16 protein-coding genes and 2 pseudogenes are annotated in these 24302 nt (G+C 65.1%); 7 read left to right on the forward strand and 11 right to left on the reverse strand.

What is annotated here, in order from left to right; translation table 11 throughout:
- Positions 1-9: 9 nt before the first annotated feature.
- Together EV671_RS17165 and EV671_RS27985 are read right to left on the reverse strand one after the other, a co-directional pair.
- Entirely contained in the window at positions 10-11124 is an 11115-nt protein-coding gene (locus EV671_RS17165) for an RHS repeat-associated core domain-containing protein (RefSeq protein ID WP_243655779.1), read from the reverse strand.
- Between the two features lie 6 nt (positions 11125-11130).
- Positions 11131-11271, reverse strand: a pseudogene (locus EV671_RS27985) (LEPR-XLL domain-containing protein); the annotation flags it as partial.
- Positions 11272-11965: 694 nt separating this feature from the next.
- On the opposite strand from EV671_RS27985, the gene EV671_RS17170 reads away from it, so the two are divergent.
- Entirely contained in the window at positions 11966-12328 is a 363-nt protein-coding gene (locus EV671_RS17170; protein WP_207911187.1) for a cupredoxin domain-containing protein, read from the forward strand.
- A gap of 86 nt (positions 12329-12414) precedes the next feature.
- On the opposite strand, the gene EV671_RS17175 is transcribed toward EV671_RS17170, so the two are convergent.
- Positions 12415-12834 carry a GNAT family N-acetyltransferase gene (locus EV671_RS17175; protein ID WP_132573955.1) on the reverse strand — a complete coding sequence of 140 codons (420 nt, stop codon included), beginning with the start codon at positions 12832-12834 and terminating at the stop codon, positions 12415-12417.
- Between the two features lie 63 nt (positions 12835-12897).
- On the opposite strand from EV671_RS17175, the pseudogene EV671_RS27490 reads away from it, so the two are divergent.
- A pseudogene (locus EV671_RS27490) lies at positions 12898-13119 on the forward strand (YnfA family protein); the annotation flags it as partial.
- Between the two features lie 113 nt (positions 13120-13232).
- Here EV671_RS27490 and EV671_RS17185 read toward each other — a convergent pair.
- Positions 13233-14318, reverse strand: a complete 1086-nt coding sequence (locus tag EV671_RS17185) for a GGDEF domain-containing protein (RefSeq protein WP_132573957.1) — start codon at positions 14316-14318, stop codon at positions 13233-13235.
- 219 nt (positions 14319-14537) lie between these two features.
- On the opposite strand from EV671_RS17185, the gene EV671_RS17190 reads away from it, so the two are divergent.
- Entirely contained in the window at positions 14538-15062 is a 525-nt protein-coding gene (locus EV671_RS17190) for an SRPBCC family protein (RefSeq protein WP_132573959.1), read from the forward strand.
- Positions 15063-15119: 57 nt separating this feature from the next.
- On the opposite strand, the gene EV671_RS17195 is transcribed toward EV671_RS17190, so the two are convergent.
- Both EV671_RS17195 and EV671_RS17200 read right to left on the reverse strand, forming a co-directional pair.
- Positions 15120-16670: a methyl-accepting chemotaxis protein gene (locus EV671_RS17195; RefSeq protein WP_132573961.1), complete on the reverse strand. Its 1551-nt coding sequence runs from the start codon at positions 16668-16670 to the stop codon at positions 15120-15122.
- 43 nt (positions 16671-16713) lie between these two features.
- Positions 16714-17361, reverse strand: a complete 648-nt coding sequence (locus EV671_RS17200) for a chemotaxis protein CheW (protein ID WP_243655780.1) — start codon at positions 17359-17361, stop codon at positions 16714-16716.
- Between the two features lie 191 nt (positions 17362-17552).
- Here EV671_RS17200 and EV671_RS17205 point away from each other — a divergent pair, with 191 nt between their 5' ends.
- On the forward strand, positions 17553-18239 hold the full coding sequence (locus EV671_RS17205) for a response regulator transcription factor (protein WP_132573963.1): 687 nt from the start codon (positions 17553-17555) through the stop codon (positions 18237-18239).
- 34 nt (positions 18240-18273) lie between these two features.
- On the opposite strand, the gene EV671_RS17210 is transcribed toward EV671_RS17205, so the two are convergent.
- Complete coding sequence (locus EV671_RS17210) at positions 18274-20130, reverse strand: sensor histidine kinase (RefSeq protein ID WP_132573965.1); 1857 nt, start codon at positions 20128-20130, stop codon at positions 18274-18276.
- 126 nt (positions 20131-20256) lie between these two features.
- Between EV671_RS17210 and EV671_RS17215 the strand changes: the two genes are divergently transcribed.
- Both EV671_RS17215 and EV671_RS26815 read left to right on the forward strand, forming a co-directional pair.
- Entirely contained in the window at positions 20257-20592 is a 336-nt protein-coding gene (locus EV671_RS17215) for a hypothetical protein (protein WP_132573967.1), read from the forward strand.
- Between the two features lie 735 nt (positions 20593-21327).
- Positions 21328-21813 carry a hypothetical protein gene (locus EV671_RS26815; RefSeq protein WP_165917622.1) on the forward strand — a complete coding sequence of 162 codons (486 nt, stop codon included), beginning with the start codon at positions 21328-21330 and terminating at the stop codon, positions 21811-21813.
- Between the two features lie 286 nt (positions 21814-22099).
- On the opposite strand, the gene EV671_RS17225 is transcribed toward EV671_RS26815, so the two are convergent.
- The 4 genes from EV671_RS17225 to EV671_RS17245 all read right to left on the reverse strand — a co-directional run bounded on the left by EV671_RS17225 (position 22100) and on the right by EV671_RS17245 (position 23478).
- Positions 22100-22450 (reverse strand): hypothetical protein, encoded by a 351-nt coding sequence (locus EV671_RS17225; protein WP_165917623.1) that lies wholly within the window; start codon positions 22448-22450, stop codon positions 22100-22102.
- A gap of 169 nt (positions 22451-22619) precedes the next feature.
- Positions 22620-22835, reverse strand: a complete 216-nt coding sequence (locus tag EV671_RS27495; RefSeq protein ID WP_132573972.1) for a GDCCVxC domain-containing (seleno)protein — start codon at positions 22833-22835, stop codon at positions 22620-22622.
- Positions 22836-22842: 7 nt separating this feature from the next.
- Positions 22843-23118 (reverse strand): mercury resistance system periplasmic binding protein MerP, encoded by a 276-nt coding sequence (gene merP / locus EV671_RS17240; protein ID WP_132573974.1) that lies wholly within the window; start codon positions 23116-23118, stop codon positions 22843-22845.
- A 12-nt stretch (positions 23119-23130) separates the two neighbouring features.
- A complete protein-coding gene (locus EV671_RS17245; RefSeq protein WP_462938175.1) occupies positions 23131-23478 on the reverse strand; it encodes a mercuric transporter MerT family protein in 348 nt (115 codons plus the stop codon).
- A 75-nt stretch (positions 23479-23553) separates the two neighbouring features.
- Between EV671_RS17245 and merR the strand changes: the two genes are divergently transcribed.
- On the forward strand, positions 23554-23952 hold the full coding sequence (gene merR, locus EV671_RS17250) for an Hg(II)-responsive transcriptional regulator (protein WP_132573976.1): 399 nt from the start codon (positions 23554-23556) through the stop codon (positions 23950-23952).
- Positions 23953-24302: the final 350 nt, after the last annotated feature.

Raw genomic sequence — 24302 nt, forward strand, 5'->3', positions numbered from 1 at the left:
TGACTGGAATCAGTGGACGGGCAGCGGTGCTTGGCGGCGGACCACCAGAGCCCAGGGCTTGACAGGCTCCGGATCGTCGTCGGGGGGCGGCATGAGCCAGGCGGCGATCCATGGCTGCGGAACACGGCGCTCGACATGGAAGTCGACGCTACGGACATCCAGGACGATCTGCGGTGTTGCGGCTGATGCAGGTGACGCAGAGGTGGGCGCCGCAGGCTCGGCCGGCCGCACCACTGAGGCCGTTCTCTGCGCCAAGAGTGTGGCTGCCGATTGATGGCTAAAAGACGTCGACAACGGTACGGCCGCGTGCCGAAGTGTGGTCGCAGAGCGGTCGACCGCGTGGGAGGCGGTTGGCGAGATCGGCGTTGCCTGCACTGTCACTGCCGCGGGCACGGACGGCCCACCGAGGGCCACGGCGCTGGCGCCCGTGGCTGGGTTCGCCGATGGCGTCGCGCTGCTGGCTGTCGGGATTTGCGGGATGTCTTTTTGCGGTATCCCCGCGATCTGCAACGCCAGCTTCATGGCATCGGCCGATTGCAATACGCCATTGCGATCAATGTCGCCGATGACCGTCGGATCAACGAGTGGCCAGGCCCCGAAACCGCTGTCCTGATTGAGGAGCACGCGATTCATCAGCGTGAAGTCCAGTTTGCTGTAGGCCATGTCGCCGGAGGCGTCGCCGATATAGCCCACGGCCAGCACCCCGTCGGCACCGATCATCGCTCGGGCACCGCCATCGAGTTGCAGGTTCGTGAGGTGCAGCAGCCCATCGGTGCGATATGGCGCCGTCATCGGCACGGTGGCGTCGAGCCTGCCAAGCACGATGCGGCCGGTCGGCAGAGGTGCACCGGCCTGGATGGTGACGCGCATCAGGCCGGGCGTCGAGGTGTCCGTCTGCACCGAACTGCCGGCCGGCAGCGCACCCGCGCTCAGGCCTGAGACCTGCAGCAACGACGGGTCGTACTGCAGCGTGAAGGCCACGCGCGTCGCGCCGGCAGCGCCATCGAGGACCACCGGGAAGCCGTAATTCACGGCCGGGATCGCCAGCGATTGCCCCGGTCCGCGCGCAATCTCCCCAACCGACAGGGTTGCCGTACTCGAAGACGCCACGTTGAAGCTGCCGACATAGTTGCCACCGGCGATACCGTCGCCGTTGCCGTCGAGCAGTCGCCCCTGCGTGTCGGTGAAGGCGTCACTGCGGCTGTCCAGCGTGACCGTATAGCTTCCTGGTGCCAGCACTGAGCCGGTCTTGACGAAGGTCAGTCCGAACCGGTCGGCGTCGACCACCAGGCTGCCGGCAATCCGCTTGCCAGTGGCATCAAACAGACCGAGGTCGGCTGCGCCGAAGGAAGCACCCTGACCGTCGTAGAGGTTCAGGGCCGAGGTCGCAATCGGCTCGCTGAAGGCGACGTGGAAGCCGTCCGCGGTCGGCGTGAGTGCGGTCACCTGCAGCAACGTTGGCTGGATGCGCACCAGGCTCGTGGCGCCGGCAGCGGCGGACACCAGCGTGCCGTCGCTGACCTGCCAGGCGACCTGGCGGCTGGTATCGCTGCCGGAATTGCTGGGGTTGGCACTCGTCGATTGGAACGAGACCGTGTCAAGCACCTGCTGGTAGTGGGCGACGGTGTCGCTGCCGGCGAGCGTGAGCACGCCGGCCGTGGCGTCGTAGCTGGCGGCGATGGTCGTGCCAGCCGTGTTCGCAGCCAGCAAGTCGCCCGGCAGGAGTCCGGCGCTGATGCTGACCCTGGCCGAGCTGAGCGCCAGGTTGTCGACGTCCGACAGCGTGATGGCGGGGCCGACAGCGACGGCAGCGCCACCTTGGGTGAACGTGACGGCATTGCCCGCGCCGGAAATCACGGGGGCCTGATCCACGCCGACGACGTTGATAGTGCTTGCGACGACGCTGGACGACAAGGTGCCGGCGCTGACCTGCCAGTTCAGCCCTCGGCTGATGTCGGTGCCGTAGGCTGTCGGGTTCTGGCTGCTCGACGCGAATGCGACGGAGTCGAGAACGGTCTGGTAGGCCGCGACAGTGGCGGCGCCTGACAGTGTGAGCACGCCAGCCTTGGGGTCATAGCTCGCCGTGATGGCCGTGCCCGCGGTCGTTGCGGAAAGCGAGTCTCCGGCCTGTACGCCCGAGGCGATGGCCACGGTCGCCGACACGAGCTGGGCGCTGTCGGCATCGGTGACCACGAGCGCCGGTGCTGCCAGCACGGGCGGGCCGCCTTCGGTGAAGGCGACAGGGCCGGGCAGGCCGGCGATGACCGGGGGCTGCAGCGGCACGACCGTGCTGGCATCGGCCGCGGTCTTGGGCGCTTCCTGACGCCCGACATTGTCGGTGGCCACGCTGTAGAAGCCGTAGCGATGGCCATCGCTGCCGTTGAAAACCGTGGACGTTTGCGTCGTGGCCTGTAGCAACGGCACAAACGCGCCACCATCGGTCGACACATAGATGTCGTAACTCGCGATGCCCGAGCCGGCGCCGTCGCCACCGGACCACGCCAGGTTGAAGCTGGCCGTGTTCGTCGTCGCCGGAAGTGCCGAGACGCGGCTTGTCGGTGCGTCGGCGTCCAGCGCGTTGGTGAACACATTGGTCGCCACCGGGGCATTGGTGTCGAAGACGATGCTGGCCTGGGCGTTGACGACGGCGCCAGATGCCAGGCCTGCCTTGGGCTGGACGTAGTAGCTGGCATAGCCCTCGCCGCGACCGGTCGCGTCATCCGGTGGCAGGAATCCGATGCTCGCGTCCGCCGGCAGGTCCAGCGTCCCGGGGACGATGGCGGTCAGCGTCCAGGTCACCGTGCGCGAAGACGTGTCCAGCGATGCGGTGGCGTCAACGAAGAGACCCAGCGTGCTGCGCTCGTCCAGCCGGGTGCTGTAGAACTGCCGCCCCGTGGGCACGTCCACGTTGACGCTGCCAAAGCCGAAGCCGCCGAGCTGGAAGGTCGAGAGATCCAGATTGGGGTCGAGCTGCTGCGTGATCACGACCTGCTGGGCCGGGGCGCTGGCGCTGGGCTTGTTCTCGAAGCCGATCTCGTACGGCAGCAGCGCGTCGTTGCGCACGAACTGCGCTGTGCCAAAGCCTGCGGGGCCCGAGATGAAATTGGGATCTGACGGGCTCCTCTGCTCCGTGTGCACGGTACCGACCGGATCCGCGGCAAGCTTGGGCATGGCACTGCAAGCGGCGTCAAACTGCTCCAGGGCTAGGTCCTCCTGCGAGCCTATGCAAGCTGTTAGCTGACCTTGGTCGTCGAGCAGTTCAGGCGCAAATGGTCCTGCGATCGACGGCGCGGTCGGCGCGGTCGGCTTGGTCGCAGACCAGAGGAGGAAGGTCGTATTGACCGTGTACGAAACGCCAAGCTCTGCCCCACCCAACCCAACGTTAGGCGTGATAGCGCCGCTAGCGGGGTCATAGTCGTAACCGCCAGTTGCATACCCTCCGCCAAAGCTAAGGCTATAGCCAAGCGAGTTGTCCGACGCATCTGCTGGTGATTCGGTGACGCTGTAGCCGCCTCCGACGCCCACGCCGAACCCAACTTGTAGGTAGGCGCTGCCGTTGTCGTTCACCACAACCCCCACGGTAAAGGCGCCACCAGCGCCAAAGCCGAATTGATAGTTCGTCGAAGCCAGACCCGACGGATCCACGCGGTTCACAGGATTGTTCGAGCCGTAGCTGTAGGCGTTCGTGCTGCCGACCAGCCCGAGCGGGTCCGCCTGCATGAAACGTCCCTGATTCGAGTCGTAATAGCGCGCCCGCATGAAGCTCAGCCCGCTGCCGTCGGCCTGGACACCCATGGCGCCGCCGAACTGGAAGGGATTCGCCACACCCTGTGTCGCCGAGCGCAATTCGCCGAACGGCAAATAGCTGTAGCTGTTGACATACGAACCGGCCGCGCTGCTCAGACCCACCGTCGAGCCGTTGGCATCGAAGTCGTAATAGCTGGCTTGATTGCCCGCGGCCACCTGACTCGTCAGCCCGAGCCCGTAGGTGTAGTGCGCGGTCAGCGCGCCGCTGCCGTCATAGGTGCCGACGACGTTGCCGAGGCCACTCGGGTCGACCAGATACTCGGTGCGCTGACCGTTGTGCACGCTGGCCGAGCGGTTGCCAAGGGCGTCGTACTCGTAAGTCCAGGTGCCGCCGGCATTGGTCACAGTGAGCAGGCGTCCCAACGCGTCGTAGGTGTAGGCGCTGGTTCCCGACGGGCCCGTCGAAGCGACCAGGTTGCCCGCCGAGTCGAAGGTATTGGCCGCGCCGGCGGCGCTGGTGTACTCGTTCAGATTGTTGGTCGTGTAGGAAGAGACGCTGCCCGCATCGTTCACCTGAACGCGGTTGCCGGCTGCGTCGTAGCTATAGGCAATGACTCGACCGTCAGGCAATGTCACCGAAGTTAGACGGCTGTCGCCGTCATAGCCATAGCTGGTGGTGCCTTCAGTGGTGGTGAGGCTGGTGCGTCGACCCAGCAGGTCGTAGCTGTAGGCGTAGCTCGAGTTGACGCTGCCGTCGGCCGCGATGTTGTCGATCCGTGTGAGCTGTCCGCTGGCGTCGTAGCTGTAGGCGGTGTGGTTGCCGTTGCCCTCGTCCTTGCGGACCAGGTGACCGAGGGTGTCGTAGCTGTAGCGGGCGATCAATTGCCCTGCTGCATCGGTGACGGCGACCAGCCTGCCAACGGCGTCGTAGCCGTAGTTGGTGGTGAAGCCGGCGTTGTCGACCATCTGCGTGCGCTGGCCTTTGGTGTTGTAGCTGTACTGCAGGAAGCGGCCGTCCGGGTAGGCGATACGCGTCATGCGGTCGGCACCGTCATAGCTCATCGCGATGGTGCCGCTCGCGTTCGTGGCCGTCGCCAGGTTGGCGTGGGCGTCATAGGTGTAGGTGGTGGTCGAGCCGTCGGCTGCCACGATCTGGGTGACCTGACCTCGGCTGTTGTAGCTCGTGCGGGTGACCAGGCCGTTGCGGTCGACGGACTGGACCAGATTGCCCATGGCGTCGTAGGCATAACTGGCCGTGCTGCCATCGGCCATCGTCGTCCGCGTCGCGTTGCCGTTGGCGTCGAAGGCATTGTTAAAGCCGTTGCCTCTCGCGTCCGTGAACTGAGCGAGCCCGTTGGCCGTGGGGTTGTAAGTCAGGTTCAGGCTGGCCCCGGTCGGGTCCGTCAATTGAGTGGCATTGCCCATGGCGTCATAGCCGAAGGTCGCGACGCCTCCACCCAAGGCGGCCTTTGCAGCCACCTGTCCGATGACGTTGTACTGTGTCTGGGAGATCTGGCCCTGGGCGCCATCGGTGCGGATGACTCGCCCGGCGCCATCGAACTTCAGGGTCGCGGAATTGTTTTGCGCATCGGTGATGCGCATGCTGGCCGCGTCATAGGTGTAGGCAAGGGCTTGAGCGCCGCCGTCAAGCTGCGTTGTCTTCAGCCGGCCCTGGGTGTCGTAGTCGTAGAAGACATGCGTGCCGTCCGGGTTCGCGATTGACGTCAGCGCATAGGCCTGGGGCCCGGATGTGTCGGCGGTGTAGGAGTACTGCGTCGTGCCTTCGGCGGTGGTCACGCTGAGCAGTTCCTGGCCGCTGGCGTCGTAGCCGTAGACGGCGGTTCGCCCCGCCGAATCGGCCACTTGGGCCAGACGGCCCTGGGCGTTATACGCAAGCGTGATCGTGTCGCCGTCGGTGTGCGTCAGGCGGGTCATCTGGCCGTTGGTGTAGCTGGCCGTGATGCGGTTGTGATTCGGGTCCTGCAAGTAATCGAGCGTGCCGTCGGCGTGGAAAACGGTGAGAGCCCCGGTCTTCTCGCGCAGTTGATAGGCGCCGTTCACCAGCGTCAGGGTGCCGCTGTCGCCAGGCTTGCCAACGAACGAGCCGTTCGAACCTGGGGCAAAGTAGCGTGTCGCCGCGCCGTCACGGATCGTGACCACCTGGGTGGCGGCATCGGTGCTTGCAAAGAAGTCGAAGCTGTCGACCCAACCGCGACCGAGCCGCCCGAGGGTGTAACGGCCCGCAATCGAATCTCCCAAGAAGCTGCGGCCGAAGTTGAGCGCCAGGCCTGGCGACGGCAATGACAGATCCAGGCTCGATGGCTTGACCGGCGGCGCCATCTGGGCGTTGGCCTTCATGATCTCGAAGCCCAAGAGGTCTCCAATGTTGTTCACTTGAACACCATTGGCAGCAAGTGCCGCCGCGTCGATCTCGAGCTGCCGGTAGAAGTCGCCAACGATATTGCCGAGCAGCGGGCGCAGATTGGCCCAGATGGCATCCCAGGCTTCGGGCGTGATGCCCTTGGGTCGCATCTGGTCTTTTTGAGCGTCCCAGTCGATGGTCTTCAACAGGTTGACCTGGGACAGATTGAAGTCGCTCACGACGTGAGCGGCCTTGGGTGACGGGAAGAAGAGGTGCCCGAAGTCCATGCTGCCGCCGGGGCCGAGCAGTTCCGGCAACTTTGGGTCGACCAGGTCCAGGTGCTTGTCCGAGGAGACATTGGTCGAGTCGACCTGCAGGAAGGGCACCGGTACGGCCAAGCCGTTGACGCCGTGCACGGTGACCGTCATCGGGATCGGTGCGCCGACGTGCACCACGGACGGGGTCAGGATGGTGCTGCTGGCGAAGTTGCCGATCGGCACGCTGACAATGTCAAGCGTGGACGAGGCGTTCGCGACCTGAGCGCCGTCCGTGGCGCGCACCGTGTAGCTGCCCAGGGGCACGGCGCTCAAATCGAAGGTGGCCTCGACGCGTGTCGAGTCGACAAAGTTCACCGAGCCGGGGTAGTAGATCGTGCCGTCGCTCGCGACCAGGCTCACCCTTGTCTGCTGCGTGAACTGGCTACCCTGCAGCAGGATATAGCGGTTCGGCGTGGGCGTGACTTCGTGCTCTGGCCCGAAGTCGGTCACGGCAAAACTCGCTGATTTCGCGCTCAGGGTGTAGGTCTGTGCCGCGCCACCGTTGGGCAGGCCGTGCAGCAACACGTAGTAGTCGCCGCCCTGCGCATTGCTCAAGCGCAATTTGGCGTCTGCGGCGGTGGTGCTCGTGGTCTGGTCGTAGTCGCTGCGGCTGGGCAGTGTGCCGTAGCGCAAATAGACCTGCGCGCCGGCCGGCCCGGCGGTGGCCGAGATGTCCAGGTTCGCGCCAGGTGGTACGACAAGGTGGTACCAAGTGTCTTGGCCATCGCCCAGTTGGCCGGTGGCGGTCTGGCCGATCTGCAACGCAGGGATGCGGGTCACGAGAGTTCCGGTGGACACGCCGGTGTTGTTGACGCGGTTCGGATCGTTGACCTGGCCGCGGCTGTCTGCGACGACGATCACGTGGTAGGCCCCATCGGGAACCCCGGGCAGCGCGGCATTCACGACGTCGTGGTAGCTTGCACCCGCGGCCACGTCTGTGCTGTGCTGAACGCGCGCGAGCAGGATGTCGCCCGGGTCGAGGGCGGCGTCGGTGGACAGGTAGACCGAGTCTGTCCAGCCGCCGCTGGCCGGCAGCCCGCCGATGTTGTTGACGGTGATATCGAGGCTCGCCTGCTGTCCGGGAGCGAGCGTGCCGCTTGGCAGGGTGATGGTGCCCACGGCGAGGTCCGCTGCGCTGGCCTGTGCGTTCAAGGTGAAGCCGGTGTTCGACAGCGTGGAGCTGAACAGGGTCCCGCCAGCGCTGGTCGGCAAAGTGACGGAGGCGAAGCTGCCGGTATGCGAGGGAAATTGCATCACCTGGAAGCTGTCACCGCCGGTCGGACCGAATCCGTTCACTAGCGTCGACTTGAAGTTGCCGTCGAGCGTGGCATTGCCGCCGCTCACCAGGCGGCCGAATTGCCCGCTCGCCGGGTTGCCCCCAATCTGGGTCGCGAGCGTTGCAGCACTGCCCTGGGTGTAGGTCCCCGCGACATTCAATGCACTGCCCGCGTCAAGGGTCAGGGTTCCTGTGTTCGTCAGGTTGCCCGCCGTGGCGAAGTTGCGCCCCCTCAAGACGTTCAGGCTGCCGGCATTGGTGCTCAGCGGGTTGAGGGCATCGAAGGACGATCCGGCACCGTCCAGCGTGACGTTGCCCTGGTTGGATGCGATCGCCCCGGGCAATTTCAGCGACGAATTGGTCCCGACGATCCATTGCCCTCCGGTCAGGGTCGTGCCGCTGATTTGAGCCACTGCGGCGTCAAGCAGGTTGAGCGTGCCCGAGCGCACCTCGACGGTCCCCATGTTGTTGAACGGGGTGCCATAGCCACTGCCAGCCACACCGGTGCCGCCGGACTTGCGGAGCGTGCCGGCGTTGTTCACCGCCACGCCGCCGACGAGGTATTGCCGGGTGAAGCCCCCGTCGCTCTGCAGGTCCCACAGCCCGTTGTTTTGCAATGTACCGCCCAAGGTGGTGCTGCCGCTGGTGTAGTCCAGCTGCACATTGCCCGACTGCTGGTGCACCGTGCCATCGTTGATGATCAGGCCCCCGATGGCCTTGGTGCTGCTGCCGACGAGGCTCAAGCTGCCCTGGTTGTCAAAACCAGCGGTGCCGCCGTTGATGACGCCGCCGCTCCACTGGAACATGCCGTCCGGCAGATTGAAGCTTGCGCCCGCACTACCTGCAAACAGTACGTTGCCGGCGAGCGCGACCGTCCCTGTACCGCTGCCGGTGAAATGACCGCTGTAGGTCACGCCGACGTTGCCCGAGGTGTCCGAACTGTCGGCAAGGTCCAGGATGGCGCCTGCCGCGACCTTGAGGCTGCCGCCGGTCACGGTGCCGCGATCGAAGGTCAGCGTGCCGGTTTCGACATCGACGGTCCCGCCACTGGTGTCGAATCCGGTCAAGGCGAATATGGAGGTGCCGGCGGCCGACTTGCGCAGCGTTCCCTGATTGATGAATAGCGGCCCGGCGCCACTACCGCCCCCTTCGGTGTTGATGGTGATGAGTTCATTCCCCTGCTGCAGGTCGAACTGCGCACCGGCACGGTTGGTGAACACGCTGCCGGCGTACATCCCGAAGCTGTAGCCGTTCACCGTGAAGTTGCCCGCGTTGTTCACGAGGCCTGCGAGGATGGGCAGGGTCGTGCTGGCCGTCGGATCGTCGTCGGCACGGCTGAAGCTGCCAATGTTGAGCAATCCGGCACTGCCGCCGTCGATGTGACCGCTGTTCCAGCGCAGCAAGCCAGGCTGGAAGTTAAACGAGGCCCCAGTGGGAGACACGGTGTACAGGTCGCCGTCGAGGCGCACGGCGCCAGCGCCAGAGCCTGAGAACGCGCCGGCAAGCGTGTGCGTGCCCGCCAGTTGGAGCTCCGTACCGCTGGCGGCATTGAAGGTGCCGCCGTTTTGCGTCCCACCATTGATTCGCAGAATGCCAGCTTGCACGTCGACGGTGCCGCCCTGGTTGTTGAGCGTGACTGGGCCGAGCGACACCGTGCCGCCTCCGGACTTTCGCAGCGTGCCGCTGTTGTCCATGGCTGGAGCATCGGCATAGCGATGGGTGAATGCGAAATCACCTTGAATGTCGACAAGGCTGTGGTTGTCGAGAGTGCCCACGCCCAGGTCATCGAACTGCAGGCCGCCGGCCTTCAGGTTGATGGTGCCGTCGTTGCGCAAGGTGCCGCCGAGGGTCTTTGTGGCGGACCCGCTGATGTCAATCGTGCCCAGGTTGCGTACGCCCACGGCACCGCCAGCGATGCCACCGCCGGTCCACTGGAACATGCCGGCCGGAAGGTTGAACGTTGCGCCCGTGCCGCTTGAGGCCAGCACGTTGCCCGCCAACTGCACCGTCCCCCCTCCACCACCGGTGTACAAGCCACCATAGGAAACCACCACGTTGCCCGAGGTGTCGGCGCTGTTGGTCAGGTCGAGCTTCGCGCCCGTCGCGACCTGGAAGTTGCCACTCGTGCTTTGGCCGCCGTTGCTGCCCAAGGCCAGTGTGCCCGTGCGTACGTCAATCGTGCCGCCAGCGTTGCTGAAGGCACCGCCGACCACGGTGGAGGAGCCCGTGCCGACGGACTTGCGCAGCGTGCCCTGATTGGTGAAGCTCGCCGCCGTGCTGTTGGCCGCGCCGCCGGGATACAGGTTGTAGTCGCCCTGCAGGTCCCACACGCCCGTGGCCGTGTTGTTGACCGTGGCCGCGTAGTCGAGCGCCGTATTGCCGAGTTGCGCGATCGTGCCGCTGTTGGTCCAGTCGCCAAATAAGGTCGCCGCGCCACTCGAAGGCGACAGACTCAAGTAGCCCGTGTTGCTGAACGTCGTGCCGTTGGCATTGAACTTGCCTGACAACTGAACGGCCGGGCTTGAAAAATTGAACGTCGCGCCACCGTTGCCTGCGGTCCACCAACCATAGGTGTCATTGCTTGCCAGGAAACGGACCTGCCCGGCGCCGCCACCCGTGAAGGTGCCGGTCAAAGTGGTGCGGCCGTTGAACGACAGAACCGCGCCAGCACCGGCCGTGAACATCCCGCCGGCAAACGCGCTGGTGCCGGCGTAACCGACGCCGCCAACCGTCAGGGTGCCTGACTCGGCATCGACGGTGCCGCCGTTGTTGATGAAGGTGCTGGTCACCGACGAGGTGCCGATGCCGCCCGACTTGCGGAAGGTGCCGCTGTTCGTGAAGCTGTCGCCCCAGGCCTGACTGGTGATGGAGGCATCGCCCTGCAGGTCCACCAGCCCCGTGTTGTTGAGTGAGCCGGTCCCGAAATAGTCGAGCTGCAGGGAACCGCCCTTACCGTTGAGCGTGCCGCTGTTGTCGATCGTCGAGGCGGTGTAGTCACTGCCCGTGAAGCTGAGGGTGCCGGTGTTGAGCAGGCTGCCGCTGCCCGTGAGGATGGCGTTGTTGAAATTCGAACTGCCCTTTGTCGCCAGCATGCCGCCAATCGCCAAGTTGGCGTTGGTCACGCCCAGCGTCCCGTCGATCTCTGAGGCTGTGGCCAGCGTAAGCGTGCCGCTCGTGATGGACAGGGCATCGCGCGAGACCAGGCTGTTCACGGCCTGGTTATTGCGCATTGTGATGATCGGTGCCGCACCAGCGACATCGATCAGGACGTTGTCGCTGGCTGTGGGCGTGCGCGCGATGCCGCTGCTGTCTCGCCAGTTCGAGGCGTCGTCCCAGAATCCGTTACTGCTGCCGACCCATGAGATGGTAGGGGTGGGTGTCGTGAGCAGCGCAACGGCCACCGGTGTCAGCTGCGGACTCACGCTGGCAGCCACACCACCTAGTCCGGTCCCCGACATCAGGATGCGTGGCTCCAAGGTCTCGACCAACAGGCGAGGATTTGTCCCCTTGCAACGCCGATTTGGAACGGCCTTGCGCCGATCCGACCGCGAACTTGTGGCTGTGTTCATCGTCAACTCCCCTGCGAGTTTTGAGCTGTAAACGTGCCTCGCGCCCCGAGCGCTGTACCTTCTTGAGTCCGTCCGTCAGTCGCGTTCCGGCGGCGGTCCAATCCCGTTTGAGCCTGAGGCAATGCCGGCATCGCGAAATCATCTGTCGCAGAGACAACCGTAAATTCGGCGTCAAAGCGGACAGCCAGCCCGCAAGCCGCTGCTCTTCGAGGGGGGCGGACGCCCGCAACATGCCGGTGGAGCTGGAAAACACGCACGGCGACGATTGAGCAACCACCTGTCCGCCAGGCGGCTCCCGAGGCGGCTTGGCGCGCCTCACTTTCTCCTCACTCTTGGTGATTCGGGCACCCAGGAACCAGGGGTGCTGCCTGTCGTTGCGGTCGGTACGCGGTGAGCAAATCGAGCGCGGCTGCTGCCGTCCGGCGGCTCTGGCCGGCGGTTCGGGGGGCGGCGAAGCATGGCGGGCAATATGGACTTCAGTCGCGCGAGGCTTGGCGGGTGTGCCACAGGGCTGTCGATGCTGCTCGCGGCATCGATGAGCGGCCCATGCCGCGCGGACGATCTGGCCGAGCCCCCCGTGTTCGCCAGCCAGAACGGCGTGCTCGACACATGATGGTGGCGATGCCCGCGCCAGCGCCCGGCATCTCCCTCGTCCCGCCCGGGCGTGCGACCGCCCTGCATCCCACAGGCTGTGGTGTTCCAAGTCTGCCAGCGGCCGTCGAGCGGGCTCGGCTGCCCGGCTGACAGCGGTACGGTCGCGCCGTATGGCGGGTTGCGGCTGGCGCTCAATCCCGGCGACACGTTGAAGGTCCGGTATGTGAACCGGCTGCCCAAGCTGGACCCGAACAAGCTGCGCCATGAAAACGACCCCGGCGAAGCCAACCTCTACCTGAACCCGACCAATCTGCACACGCACGGGCTGCTCACGCCGGCGCGCGCGCCGACCGTCGGCGACCCGAGCTTCGGCGATTTCGTCTACGTCTCGGTCTTCAATTCCGCGAACGGCATTCTGGTGCCGCAGGCGACCCACCGTAGGCGTCCGCCCAAGTCACGTTGAAGTCGCATGACCGGCCCTGGATGCTTGTGTCCACGAGTAATGCGTGGACACATGAGTACCTCGCGCTACCGTGGGTCCGTGCAGCGTCACTTCATGGAGATGGAGAACAGGGCAAGCTCGACTCGTTCGACCGAGACCCGGCGCCAGAAAGCCAGCCCATCCAGGTTGCTTCGGAAGACGAGCAGATGCGCCTTGTCTATCCCCTCTGCGCGAAGTCCCTCCAGCGCCGCAGTAAGCAACATTCGGCCGTGGCCGGCTCGCCGAAACTGAGGATCGACGACCAGATGGTGGATCAAGCCTCGCCGCCCGTCATGTCCGCACAAGATGGTGCCTGCAACGATACCGTCAATCCTGACCACAAAGCTCAGGCCCGGATTGCGCCCGAGGGAACCTGCAATGCACTCGTGAGCATCAGCTGAGCTTAAACCTATGCCCGGAGTTCGCTTCCAGAGCGCGATGGCTTGGTCGTAGTGTTCGATCTTGAATTCGTGGACGGTGCCGCTCATAGCCGACGCATGGTTGTCGAAGCGATATCTTCGCAGTGTCTGAAACAGCCGAGCAAGCCCGCTTGGCTGCTGGTACCGGCCGCCGCAAGCCTGGCGCTCTTTGCCCAGCTGCTGTCCCTGCACCCCACGGCCCCAAGGCCGGGTGTAGGCCGCCTACGGCGGCGTGGCCATGCTGTGGCGGATGTGGGCCGTGGACCGGTTGCCCATGGCCGCTGACTGGCTTGGCATGACGCTGTGCCTGCCGGGCTGGCCGTCATCATGTTCGGGCCTAGGGCCAAGGAATGAGGGGCGGGACTCGGCGTCACGTCTCCGCCGGGTAGCGTCCTCAAAGCCGAGCGAACGGTAGGTGTGACGCAGCCAATATGGCGACACTTCACGCAGCAGAAGGGGACGGGCCATCAGAAGAGTTCCGTGCCGCCGTATCCTGGAACCTCGAGTTCTCCGCTGGCCAGCAGCGCCTGGTAATCGCAAACGCGATTGCGCCCCGTTCTCTTGGCCTGATAGAGCGCCCTGTCCGCGCAGCTCAGCACCTCCTGCGGCAGTTCGCTGGGGTCGGCAAGGCTCAGCCCGGCACTGACCGTGACGTGTCCGACCTGCGGAAAGCTGTGGCGCTCCACCGCCCGACGCAATCGTTCCAGGACTTCACGCGCATCGTCTGCGGTCGGCGCTGAAAACAGTGCCACGAACTCCTCGCCACCATAGCGAAACAGCAGATCCGAACTGCGCAGCTCGGCCATCATCACCCGGGACACGAGCAGCAGGACCTCGTCGCCGACGACATGACCAAAGCTGTCGTTGACGTTCTTGAAATGGTCGACATCAATGACGGCCACCCAATGGGCGCGCGAAGACGAAGGCACCCGGCGGCCGTCGGGATCGGCGGCGGCGTCGTCCGTGGGCGACAGGATCGTCCAGATGCGGTCGAAACTGTTTTCCAGGGCCTGCCGGTTGAGTAGGCCCGTGAGCCGGTCGCGCTGGCTGGCGTCCAGCAGATCGTAGTAGTTGGAGAAGACCTCCAGCACCCCTTTGATGATCGCGTCCTCGGCCAGCGTCACCTCGCGGTCGCGGTTGAAGACGAAGTAGCCGCAAATCTCTCGGCCACCAAACAGCGGGTAGGCGATCAGCAGGTCACTCGCTTGTGTGCGTTTGCGGGTGCACGGTTTGCCCAGCAAGCGAACGTTCTCAAGCAGTTCCTTGACCTCTGTCGGAACGTCGACAGAGTTGTAAATCTGCTCCGTTCGCTCGACCGACCGCGCTAGGCCGTCGGACTCGACCACTCGCGACTGGTGGTGGTGCAGCACGCGCACGGCGGCCGTGAGATCGTCGGTACGGTACAGCGACGATTCCAACAACCCAAGCATCGGGCAGAGGGTCTTGAGCAGGCTTTGTTCCAGCAGCCCTGTGTCGCGGATCGCCGTCATTTTGCCCAGCTTGTGAAGCAGGCTGGGGATTTGCGTCTTCGGGGAGTCGCTGAGGGTGCTCATGGTGCGGTTGTCTTTCCTGTTTTGGTTTTGGGCTCGGCCCGCCGCAGAGTAGGTGATAACCCTAGCACGGCAGGTCGATGGGGAAGCGTCGAAATCGCGCCCTGATCTGAACTTCGCGACCGCCGTCGGATGGGCTTTGCAGGCTTTTTGCCCGTGAGGGGTGGTATACCGGTCGCCAGCGAATGTCGCGTGATACGGCGGGAGAAAAAGGGGGGCGCCATGCAACGATCGGTGGCCAACGATGAAGGGCCCGAGGCCCAGCCCGCGCCAGTGTTTCGCTCGCTGGTGCTGCCACTGCCCAGGGCCTTGGCGTTCGAGCTGTTCACCTTCCAGATCCATCGCTGGTGGAGCCCCGTGGCCGGGGCCAGCCCTACAGGAGTGCCCTGGGGAGAGATCGTGCTCCAGACTTGGCAGAACGGGCGGTGGTTTGAGCGCGACCGCGAAGGGGTCGAGCACGAATGGGGACGAGTCGCCTCGATCTCGGTGCCGGTCAATATCATCATTGACTGGTACCTGAACAAGCGGTTCCGAGACGTCGCCACCGAGTTGGAGCTTTGCTTCATCGAGATCGACGAAGGCCGCACTCGCCTGACGCTCGAGCACCGCGCGTTCGAGCGGCTGGGGCCTGAGGGTGTGGCGGTGCGGGAGGCCATCTGCCAGGGCTGGAACGGCCTGATGTCGCGCTACGCCATCTTCTGCCGCAATGCGGCGGCCCTGCTTGCCCGGGCCTCACGCGCCGATTGACGACGGCTCGCGGCAGGCGACGACCCGGGTCAGGACCCGGCCGCAGCGTGTTCACCCTTATCTCCGGCTGAAGACCCCCACGGCCTCCACCAGGCGGCCGGCCTGACCCTTGAGACTGTCCGCCGCCGCGGCCGACTGCTCCACCAACGCAGCGTTCTGCTGCGTCATCTGATCGAGTTGCGAGACGGCGATGTTGACCTGGCCGATACCGCTGGATTGTTCATTCGTCGAGCTGCTGATCTCGTTGATCAGGTCCGCGACACGACGCACTTGGTCGACGATCTCGCGCATCGCTTGCCCGGCATGGTCCACCTGCTTGGCACCGTTCTCGACCTTCTCGACGCTGTCGCCAATGAGGGATTTGATCTCCTTGGCCGCTTCGGCGCTGCGCTGGGCCAGCAGCCGCACCTCGCCAGCCACGACCGCGAAGCCGCGGCCCTGCTCGCCGGCCCGGGCGGCCTCGACGGCAGCGTTCAGCGCCAGGATGTTGGTCTGGAAGGCGATGCCGTCGATCACGCCGATGATGTCGGCGATCTTCTTGCTCGATGTGGTGATGGCCTGCATCGTGTCAACGACCTGGCCCACCACCTCGCCGCCATTGGCAGCCGCCACGCTGGCGCTGCCGGCGAGCTGCGAGGCCTGCTGTGCGGTGTCGGCGTTGTTCTTGACGGTCGAGGTCATCTGCTCCATCGACGATGCCGTCTCCTGAAGGCTGGACGCGGCCTGCTCGGTACGCGCGCTCAGGTCGTTGTTGCCCTGAGCGATCTCGCCGCTGGCGGTACTGACGCCACCGACCTGCTCGCTCACGTCGTCGACCAGTGAGCGCAAGTTCAGGCCGGATTGGTTGACCGCGCGCAGGATCATGCCGATCTCGTCGACGCGGTTCAGATGCACGTTCTCGGCAGGCTGGCCGGCGGCGACGCTGAGCGCCTGGCTTTCGACCATCGCCAGCGGGCGAGCGATCTGCGATTCCAGCCAGGCCGAGATGGTGCCCGACACCACGGTCGCTCCAGCCGCGAACGCGCCCAGTGCCAGGCCGCCGACGCCGCCAACCGCAGCCCCCGCGACGCCCAGGACACCGGCGGCGAGCAGGCCCAGACGGATGCGCCATCGCACCGGCATCGTCAGGAAGGCCGATGTCCAACCCAGCCAGCCGGTGCGAACGATCAGCCCTTGGTGGAAAGCCTTGTTTCCGGCACGGTTCTCGCGGAACTCACGGTACAGCGCCTCTGCGCCGGCGATCTCATCGCGGCTGGGCTTGGTGCGCACCGACATGTAGCCCGTGACCTGGCCACCGCGCAGGATCGGTGTCGCGTTCGCTCTTACCCAGTAGTGGTCGCCGTTCTTGCGGCGGTTCTTCACCAGCGCCGTCCACGACTTGCCCGCCTTCAGCGTGGACCACATGTCGGCGAAGGCCTGGGTGGGCATGTCGGGGTGGCGCACCATGTTGTGGGGCTGGCCCTTGATCTCTTCGCGATCAAAGCCGCTGACGGCGATGAAGGCGGCGTTGGCATAGTTGATGTAGCTCTGCGTGTCCGTGGTCGACATCAGCGTCGCGTCCGCGGGGAATTCGTACTCGCGCTGAGTGACGGGTTGGTTGTTTCGCATGATGGCTGTTCCGTTGGGGAGGTGTTCCGCGTGAGGGCGCGGTTCAATGCAGGGCGGGCTCGCCGTCGATCAGGCCGATCGAGGCGCTGCCAAGCAACTGCTCGATATCGGCCAGGATCAACATGCGTTCGCGTGAACCCGAGTTCCCATCGCCAAGCGTCGCGAGGCCGTTGATGAAGCTGTGCGAACTTGCGCCGTTCATCTCGGGCGCGGAGCGGATCTGCTCGGGTCGCAACGCGACCACGTCGCTGACCGAATCGACCACCACGCCGATGACGCGCTGCAGCACGTTGAGCACGATGACCACCGTGAAACCGTCGTCGCGGGGTTCGCCAATGCCGAGCACCGAGCGCAGATCGACGATGGGGACGATCACGCCACGCAGGTTGACCACGCCCTTGATGCAGGCCGGGGCGCCTGCCATCCGTGTCGGTGCCTCGTAGCTGCGGATCTCCTGGACGTTCAGGATGCCCAGTGCGTACTCTTCGTCGCCGATCCGAAAGCTCAGGTATTCGCCGGCGTGTGCCGTGCTTTTGCGGAGGGCAGCGGGCAACAGCGTGTTGGCGGCTTCGGCGGGCAAAGCCTTGGCAAGTTCTAAGGTGGCCGTCATCGCGTGGGTCTCCGTCGTGGGGTTCGTGGCAGAGGCCGGGCATTTCTTGCCGGCATCTGCCTGAGGCTTGATCTGAATCAATCTATGACTGCTCCGGATGGAAAAATGATATTGAGCGAATTTAGTTCGCGAGCAGTCAACAAAGTGACTGTCGTGAGAAATTTGCCGTTTCGTGCCCGCATCCGCCGCCGATGCAGTCGGCTGAGGTGCCAGACTCCGCGCCGCGGAATCCACCGCGGCCGCCCATTCGATACGGAGCTTTGCGAGAAAGAATGCTGCCCAAGACGCTTGCGCTGATCGACGATGACCGGGAGTACGCCGAACTGCTGGCCGGCTACCTGCGTGAGCGGGGCGTGGCCGTGCGGGTGTTCGCCGACAGCAACGATTTGCTGGGGGACCTGCAGTCGCACGGCTACGACTTCTATGTCGTCGACCTGATGCTGCCCGGCATCGACGGCGTGGACCTGATCAAGATCCTGCGCAAGCGCAGCCGGGCTGGCGTGCTGGTCGTATCGGGCCGCCTGGGCATGGAGGTATTCACGAACGTGATCACCGTTGGCGCCGACATGTACCTGGCCAAGCCGGTGCAGTTCGAGCAGATCGAGGTGGCCATCAAAGCCGTGCATCGACGGGTGGCCGAATCGCAAATTTCCGCGGCCCGGTGGCGCCTGGATCGGCAGGCACGGGCACTCGTTGCTCCGGACGGGGCTCGGGTGGATCTGAGCGAGGCGGACGTGGCGGTACTGGAATGCTTCGTCCAAGCCAGCGGCACGGTGGTCACCCGCGAAGCCTTGCGTCAACGCCTCGGGCGAGGCCCGAACGAGGAGGGCTCAGATGGCATCAACGCGACGATCTACCGCTTGCGCCGGCGCATCGAGCGGGCGACGCCCGCCCTGGTGCCGCTGCAATCCAAATCACGCGTCGGCTACGTTTTTCAGGCACCGTTGACGGTCGACTGAGCGATGGGCGGTGCGAGTTCCCGCCGAGCGTCGGTTACTCGTCCACACCCTGGGGCAGCCACAGGCGCATTCGCGTCCCGCCCTCGGCAGGAGACAAGGCCTCGATGTGACCGCCATGCAGTTCGGCGACCCTGCGTACGATGTACAGGCCCAGACCGCTGCCGGGCTGGCCCACACCCTGAGCACCGCGCTGCCCGCGCTGGAACAACCGGTCCCGCAATGAAGTTTCGATACCTGGCCCCTCGTCGATCACTTCCAGGACGAGCGCCAACGGTTGGTCGGAGTCCGAGACCCGCAGCCTGACCGGCGCCTCGGGCGGCGAATAGCTCAGCGCGTTGTCCAGCAGGTTGCGCAGTGCCAGCCGCACGAGACTGGTGTCCATGGCTGCGGTGCGAGTGGACGTCATGCGCTCGACGCGGACGCGGGCGCGAACGGCGGCTGGGATATCGCCGATCGTGATGGCGAGCAGGGTGTCGATGTCGGCATCCTGCGTGGCAACGCGCCCTGGGCCGGCCAGCAACGCGGCCACGGCCAGCGTGTTGTCCAGGCCAGACAAGACCTCGCCGATCACGATTTGCGCGCTGTGCAGCCGCTCAGTGGCCGGTACCTGGGCCAGGCCTTGCAAATCCTGCTGCGCGCTGAGAAGTGCGGCCGAGGCGTTGTGCAAAGGCTGGCGAACCTCGTGCGCCAGCACGTGCAGCATCTCGGTTCGCTCCTCGACAAGTGCATGCAGTTCCTCTGCGTGCCGCTCGACCTGCGCGCGCAGCGCATGTTCGCGCGCAAGTTCTGCCTCGCGAGCCAGCTTCTCGGTCACGTCTTCGATGACGGCCAGCGATCGCATGGGCTGGCCCTGATCGTCGCGAACCAACACCGCCGACAGCAGCACGTCGAGCACGCCGCCGTGCTTGCACACCATCTGGTAGGACACGTTGTCGCAGCGCCCAAGGCGGAAGAAATCGGGCAGCACGTCCCGGCGGGCATGCTCCCGCGAAAGCGGTGTCAGGAAGTCGATGGAGGGCTGGTTGATCACCTCGGCACGCGTGTAACCCAGCTTCGACAACCAGGTGTCGCTGACGGCGAGCAGCCGCCCTTGCGCATCGATCGAATGCATCATCGCAGGCACGGCCTCATTGAGCGTGTCACGGCGCTCTGCGCGCAGGACCTCCAGCGCCTGCGCATGTTGCTCGGCCGTCTGGCGCCGCTCCTGAGCCAGGTGCAGCCCGACGATCTGGTCTCGTTCACGCGCGCGGTAGCGCTCGAGGACCAGGCCCACGTAGCCTACATTGGCGTAGAGGGCGACCAGCAGTGCCGAGGCGTTGACGAGCGCGTAGTCCGAGATGGTCGGCTGCAGACCTAACCCCCAATGCTTGACCACGACGGCGACGCGCGTCAGTGAGATGACGACGGCCAGCGTATAGACGCCGCCCAGGAGCAGCGCACTGCGGTTGCGCTCGCGTCGCGCCAGTGCAAACCCCAGCGCGGCAAGCCAAAGGGCTGCAACCACACGCACGGCCGCGCCATAGAACTCTTGCTCGTCGCGGCCCAGCGCCCGGCACCCTTCGAAGCCGGCGGCGGCGAGCACCGCGAGGGCCAAAAGGAGCCACCAACGGGGCGGGCGCTGCAGTTCCGTCAGCAATACGCCCGCGCGCAAAAGGTAGGTCGCATAGACAAAAAGCGTTGCGACCGGGTAGCTGAGCCAGTCGGCAACCGTGCCACGCCGACTGATCAGCAGGAATCCCGCGCCATTCAACAGCCCGCTCAGGCACCACAGTGCCACGGTTTTCGTGTCATGGCGCCCTGCAAGCACCGACCAGACGGTCAACGGGACGAGTACATGCAGGATGCCTTGCAGGAGGAATAGGGTTTCCGTGTCGAGGGTTGACGGGGGCATGGCGAGCCGAGTCTTCGCGCTGGGCAGTTGTGGCGGGATTCTCACCGCTCACAGCACCTGGCCTGAGTTCGTTGCTGCGGGCGCCGCCTACCCCATCGGCCGGGTCCTGCTCGCCAGGAGGGGAAAATGGGTTTGCACCGAGGCGATAGCGTGCCGGTCACCCGTGGGCACGGCCGGCGTTTGGATCCGGGCGCGACAGCGGATTGCTTCTGGCGTCAGAAGGCGGATCGGTCGCCCCTCGACATGGAGACGAACATGGTCAACCGCGCGTCAACGCCCCATCCGCTTTCACAACCGAAGTTGCGCTGCCAGGTCTGCAAGCGGCCGCTCGACGATCCCGAAGAGCCGGTCCGGTCTCGCAACTGCGGCGGCGACTGCCTGCAGTGCATGGCCGACTGCGGTGACGCCAACTGTATTGCCGCCATGTCGAAAATCGATCCGGACCACTATTCGGCCGAGTGAGTGGGTGGGGAAGACCATGACCGGGGCGCCTCGCAGATGCGTGCTTGCCAAGCGGGCCTGCAGCGGTTGCGATCAGAAGCAAGCCGTTGCCGCCATAGACGGTCCTGAGTGTTTGGCGCGTTGACCAGCGCCGGACTCGCCGGCGGGAGACGCGTCCGGCTGGCCGGGTTCTACCTCGAACCGGGGGACATATGCATACGCGGTCTGCAGCGCACCGGTAGGGTTGCGATTGCCTGACTTGTTCAATGGGGCGCGTTCAGGCCCCTGAGTCCAGGGGCGAATTGCGTTCGAGCCATTTGGCGGCTCGCTCCTCGGCGATTTGCAGCGCGGCAAGTGGCTCGTCCCGGTAGTCTTCGGTGTTCGAGATCAGGTCAACGGTTTCGCTCGCATTCCATGAGGGCCTGATCAGGACGATAGGCTCCCATACCTGCAAAGTGGGCAGGAACTTGCAACTGCAGGTCACCGTATGCCCTTGGGTTCGATATGTTCTGGCGTTCTTTGCTCTGCTTGCTTCAGGCACTGCACTTCCGGTCGGTGATAGTTGGTGGCATCGTTCGGAAGGTTGGGAACGCGCGAAACACCAGTGTGGCGGGCCTTCTTGCGCAAAAGTTTGATGGAAGTCAAATTTGTGCGCACAGCGCGCCGTGATGATGGTTGGATTCGCTGCGCCCGGCTAAGCTGCTACGCGAATCAGCTTGCCCAGGGCTGCCGGGAGGATGCAGAAATGCGGTTCCGGTGAGTCGAACCGATACGCTCGTCGCGCTGTCGCTAGATGGCGCACCGCGTGAGGCGGATGGGGTGCTTGTCGCCGCGCATAAAGTCGCTCTCGCCGCCGTCGTTCCCTCAGGACTTGGCTGGATGGATTCATCAGAGACCGCACCACCTCCAGACGCCGGTCGCGGGCCTGAAATCGCGCGGCTGATCACCGACCTGGACGCGGTTCTGCAGGCCATGCTGAAGGCGATGCCCATGTCCAAGCCTTGGCAGCGCCAGGTTCTGACCCACTTGGCGGAGGTGGACAAGCACGTGCAGGTGCTGCGCATGACCATCGCCATGCATCGCGGTCGAGAAGAGATGCTGGAAGCCGTCGCCCGCGTTCAGACGAACCTGCGCGCCGCCAACCTCTATGTGCTTGGCGGGCGCGCCGACATCGACACCAAGACTGCGGTCTACATCGCATTCGAACTGGGACGCAAGCTGGGCGCCGCGTTCGCGGCCTGAGCGCATCCCGCGGTGTGCCGGGGATGGCGTACTCGCGGGTACTGAGTTCGCGAATCGACTGCTGCAGCTCGCCGCGCGCCAACCGCTCGCGGCTGATCAACGGGCCCAGCACCGACAGCCGGAACAGCGCCTTGGGATCGACTTCCTTCATCGTCATGCACTCCATGAGTTGGGGAGTGCCGATGACAGCCGCAGCCGAGCCTGCCCGCCAGAGGGCACAGTGTGTGGGGTCCGCCGTGGGGGTGGCCCGGCGCGCGGCGTGGCGCACCGCTTCAGGGTCAGCCCATCACGGGACGACCAGCTCGCGATCGAGCCAATTCATGGCCTGTTGAAGCGTCAGCTCGTCGATGACGTTGCGCCAGAACGCGTTGAAGTCGGCCACGCGGCCCAGCTCCGGCCAGCGGCTGCGCAGGACGAAGGCGAATGCCTGGTCACGCTCGTGCAGCCAGTCGCGCCAGCGCCGCACGGTGTGTCGATCCAGGCCGCTGGCGCACGCGCAGCCGTGCAGCGACACCCCGCTGAGCAACAGCAGCAGCACCGCCTGCTGCACGGCCCAGTCGTACCAGCGCCGCGGCGACAGGCACGCCGGCAGCCGCGAGCAGGTCCGCACACAGCCCACGCACAGAAAGCGCAGCACCGGCGCCGGGTTGAGCGGTTCTCCGACCGGCGCTTGTCACGCATCTATACGACCGTCACGCCCGACGAACGCAAAGTCCAACTGAGCGCCGCCTTGCATGAAGCCATCGCCAAGGTTGTGCACGATTTTGAACAGAGCGCTGGCCGCCAAGCCGGCCCCGCTGCTGTTCCTACCTCTCGCAACAGTCCACCTGCTGCTGAATAGGCGGACACGGCACCGAACCGAATGAACAGAACACGCAGCAATCCCCTGGTTTCGGGCGCAGCAGCGCATGGCAGGCCGGGCACTCATAGTAAAACTGGCAGGCATCTGTGGGCATGGTTTCCTGCTGGGCATGGCCACAGTGCGGACACGTCAACACGGATTCGAGAATGACAGCACTCATCGTGGTGTCACTTCTGCACGGTGGACGGGTAGCCCGCGTTCGTCGTCGCCTTGGTCAATGCTTCCGGCTTGGCCTGGTCGGCGTCATAGGTGACGGTGGCCGTCTTTTTGTCGAAATCGACCTGAACGGCGCTGACGCCGGGCACTTTTTCCAACGCCTTCTTGACCGTCACCGGGCACAGTGAACAGGTCATGTTCTGCACGGCCAGCGTGACGGTTTTCGGGGTGGCGGCCAGTACCGCGAGCGGCAAGGCGGCCAGTAGAGCGATCAGCAGTTTGCGCATGGGAATTTCCTTTCAGTAGAACAACGGGGCCAGCCACGGCACGGCCAGCAGGGCGAGCAACAGGATGGCGACGATCCAGAAGGTGAGCCGTTGCCGGCGGCGCGTGTTCGGGTCGGCGCATGGCGTGCCGGGTATGCAGACCGGCGGCACCAGGTAGAGCTTGCGGAAGGCCAGGCCGAGAAACAGCAGCGTCAAGCCGATGAAGAACGGCCGGTATAACTCCATTGCCGTCAGGCTGCCGACCCAGGTGCCGCCGATGCCGAGGCCCAGCAGCACGAGCGGCCCGACGCAGCACACCGATGCGCCGATGGCGGCGAGGATGCCCGCGACCAATGAGCTTTTGCCGGTGAGTGATGCCATGCCGATTCCTTGAACTTGTGCGCCCAAGTGTTACTCTAAATTCCGTACCCAAGTACGGAATCAAGGGAAATTTGCATGGGCACAGACCTGACCATCGGCAAGCTGGCGGACGCTGCTGGAGTGAACATCGAGACGATCCGCTATTACCAGCGGCGCGGGCTGCTGGATGAACCGACCAAGCCACTGGGCGGCCATCGGCGCTACCCAGCAGGGGGGGCCAAGCGGGTGCGCTTCATCAAGCGGGCGCAGGCGCTGGGCTTCACGCTGGATGAGGTCGGCATGCTGCTGACGCTGGACTCGGCGTGTGCCTGCTCGGACACGCGGGCGCTGGCCGCCCGAAAGCAGGGACTGATCGAGCGGAAGATGGCCGACCTGACGGCCATGTACCAAGCGCTGGGCGATCTGATCCAGCAATGCGATGCCGGTGGCAGCACAAGGCCGTGCCCGATCATCGACGTGCTGGAACGTGACTGACCACCCCGACGATCACACAGCGGGTGACGCGACCGCCTGACTATCGCGCTAGCAGAAATTTCTGGGGTTCCGGCTTTCCCTTGCCAGGGCTTAAGTCGGTTGGCTGTTCCATTGCTCCCCGAACCCCGCTCTTCACGCTGACGGATGCGTCGCAGCAGCAGTGGCGCAATCAGGCGAAATGGCGCTCGGCACGGCTGCAGCGGTTCGCGACGGTGAGGCGCTTGGGACGATGGACGCTCGGGCGCTGACAGAGTACCTGAATCCGTGACCTCCAATTCGCACTGACGAGTTTCTGGGCTCAATGTGGACGCGAATCAGATCAGGCCGCTGCCACCGACGCTGCCACGCAG

This window comes from Roseateles saccharophilus (assembly GCF_004342485.1).
In the GTDB taxonomy this organism is placed as follows: Bacteria; Pseudomonadota; Gammaproteobacteria; order Burkholderiales; family Burkholderiaceae_C; genus Pelomonas; species Pelomonas saccharophila.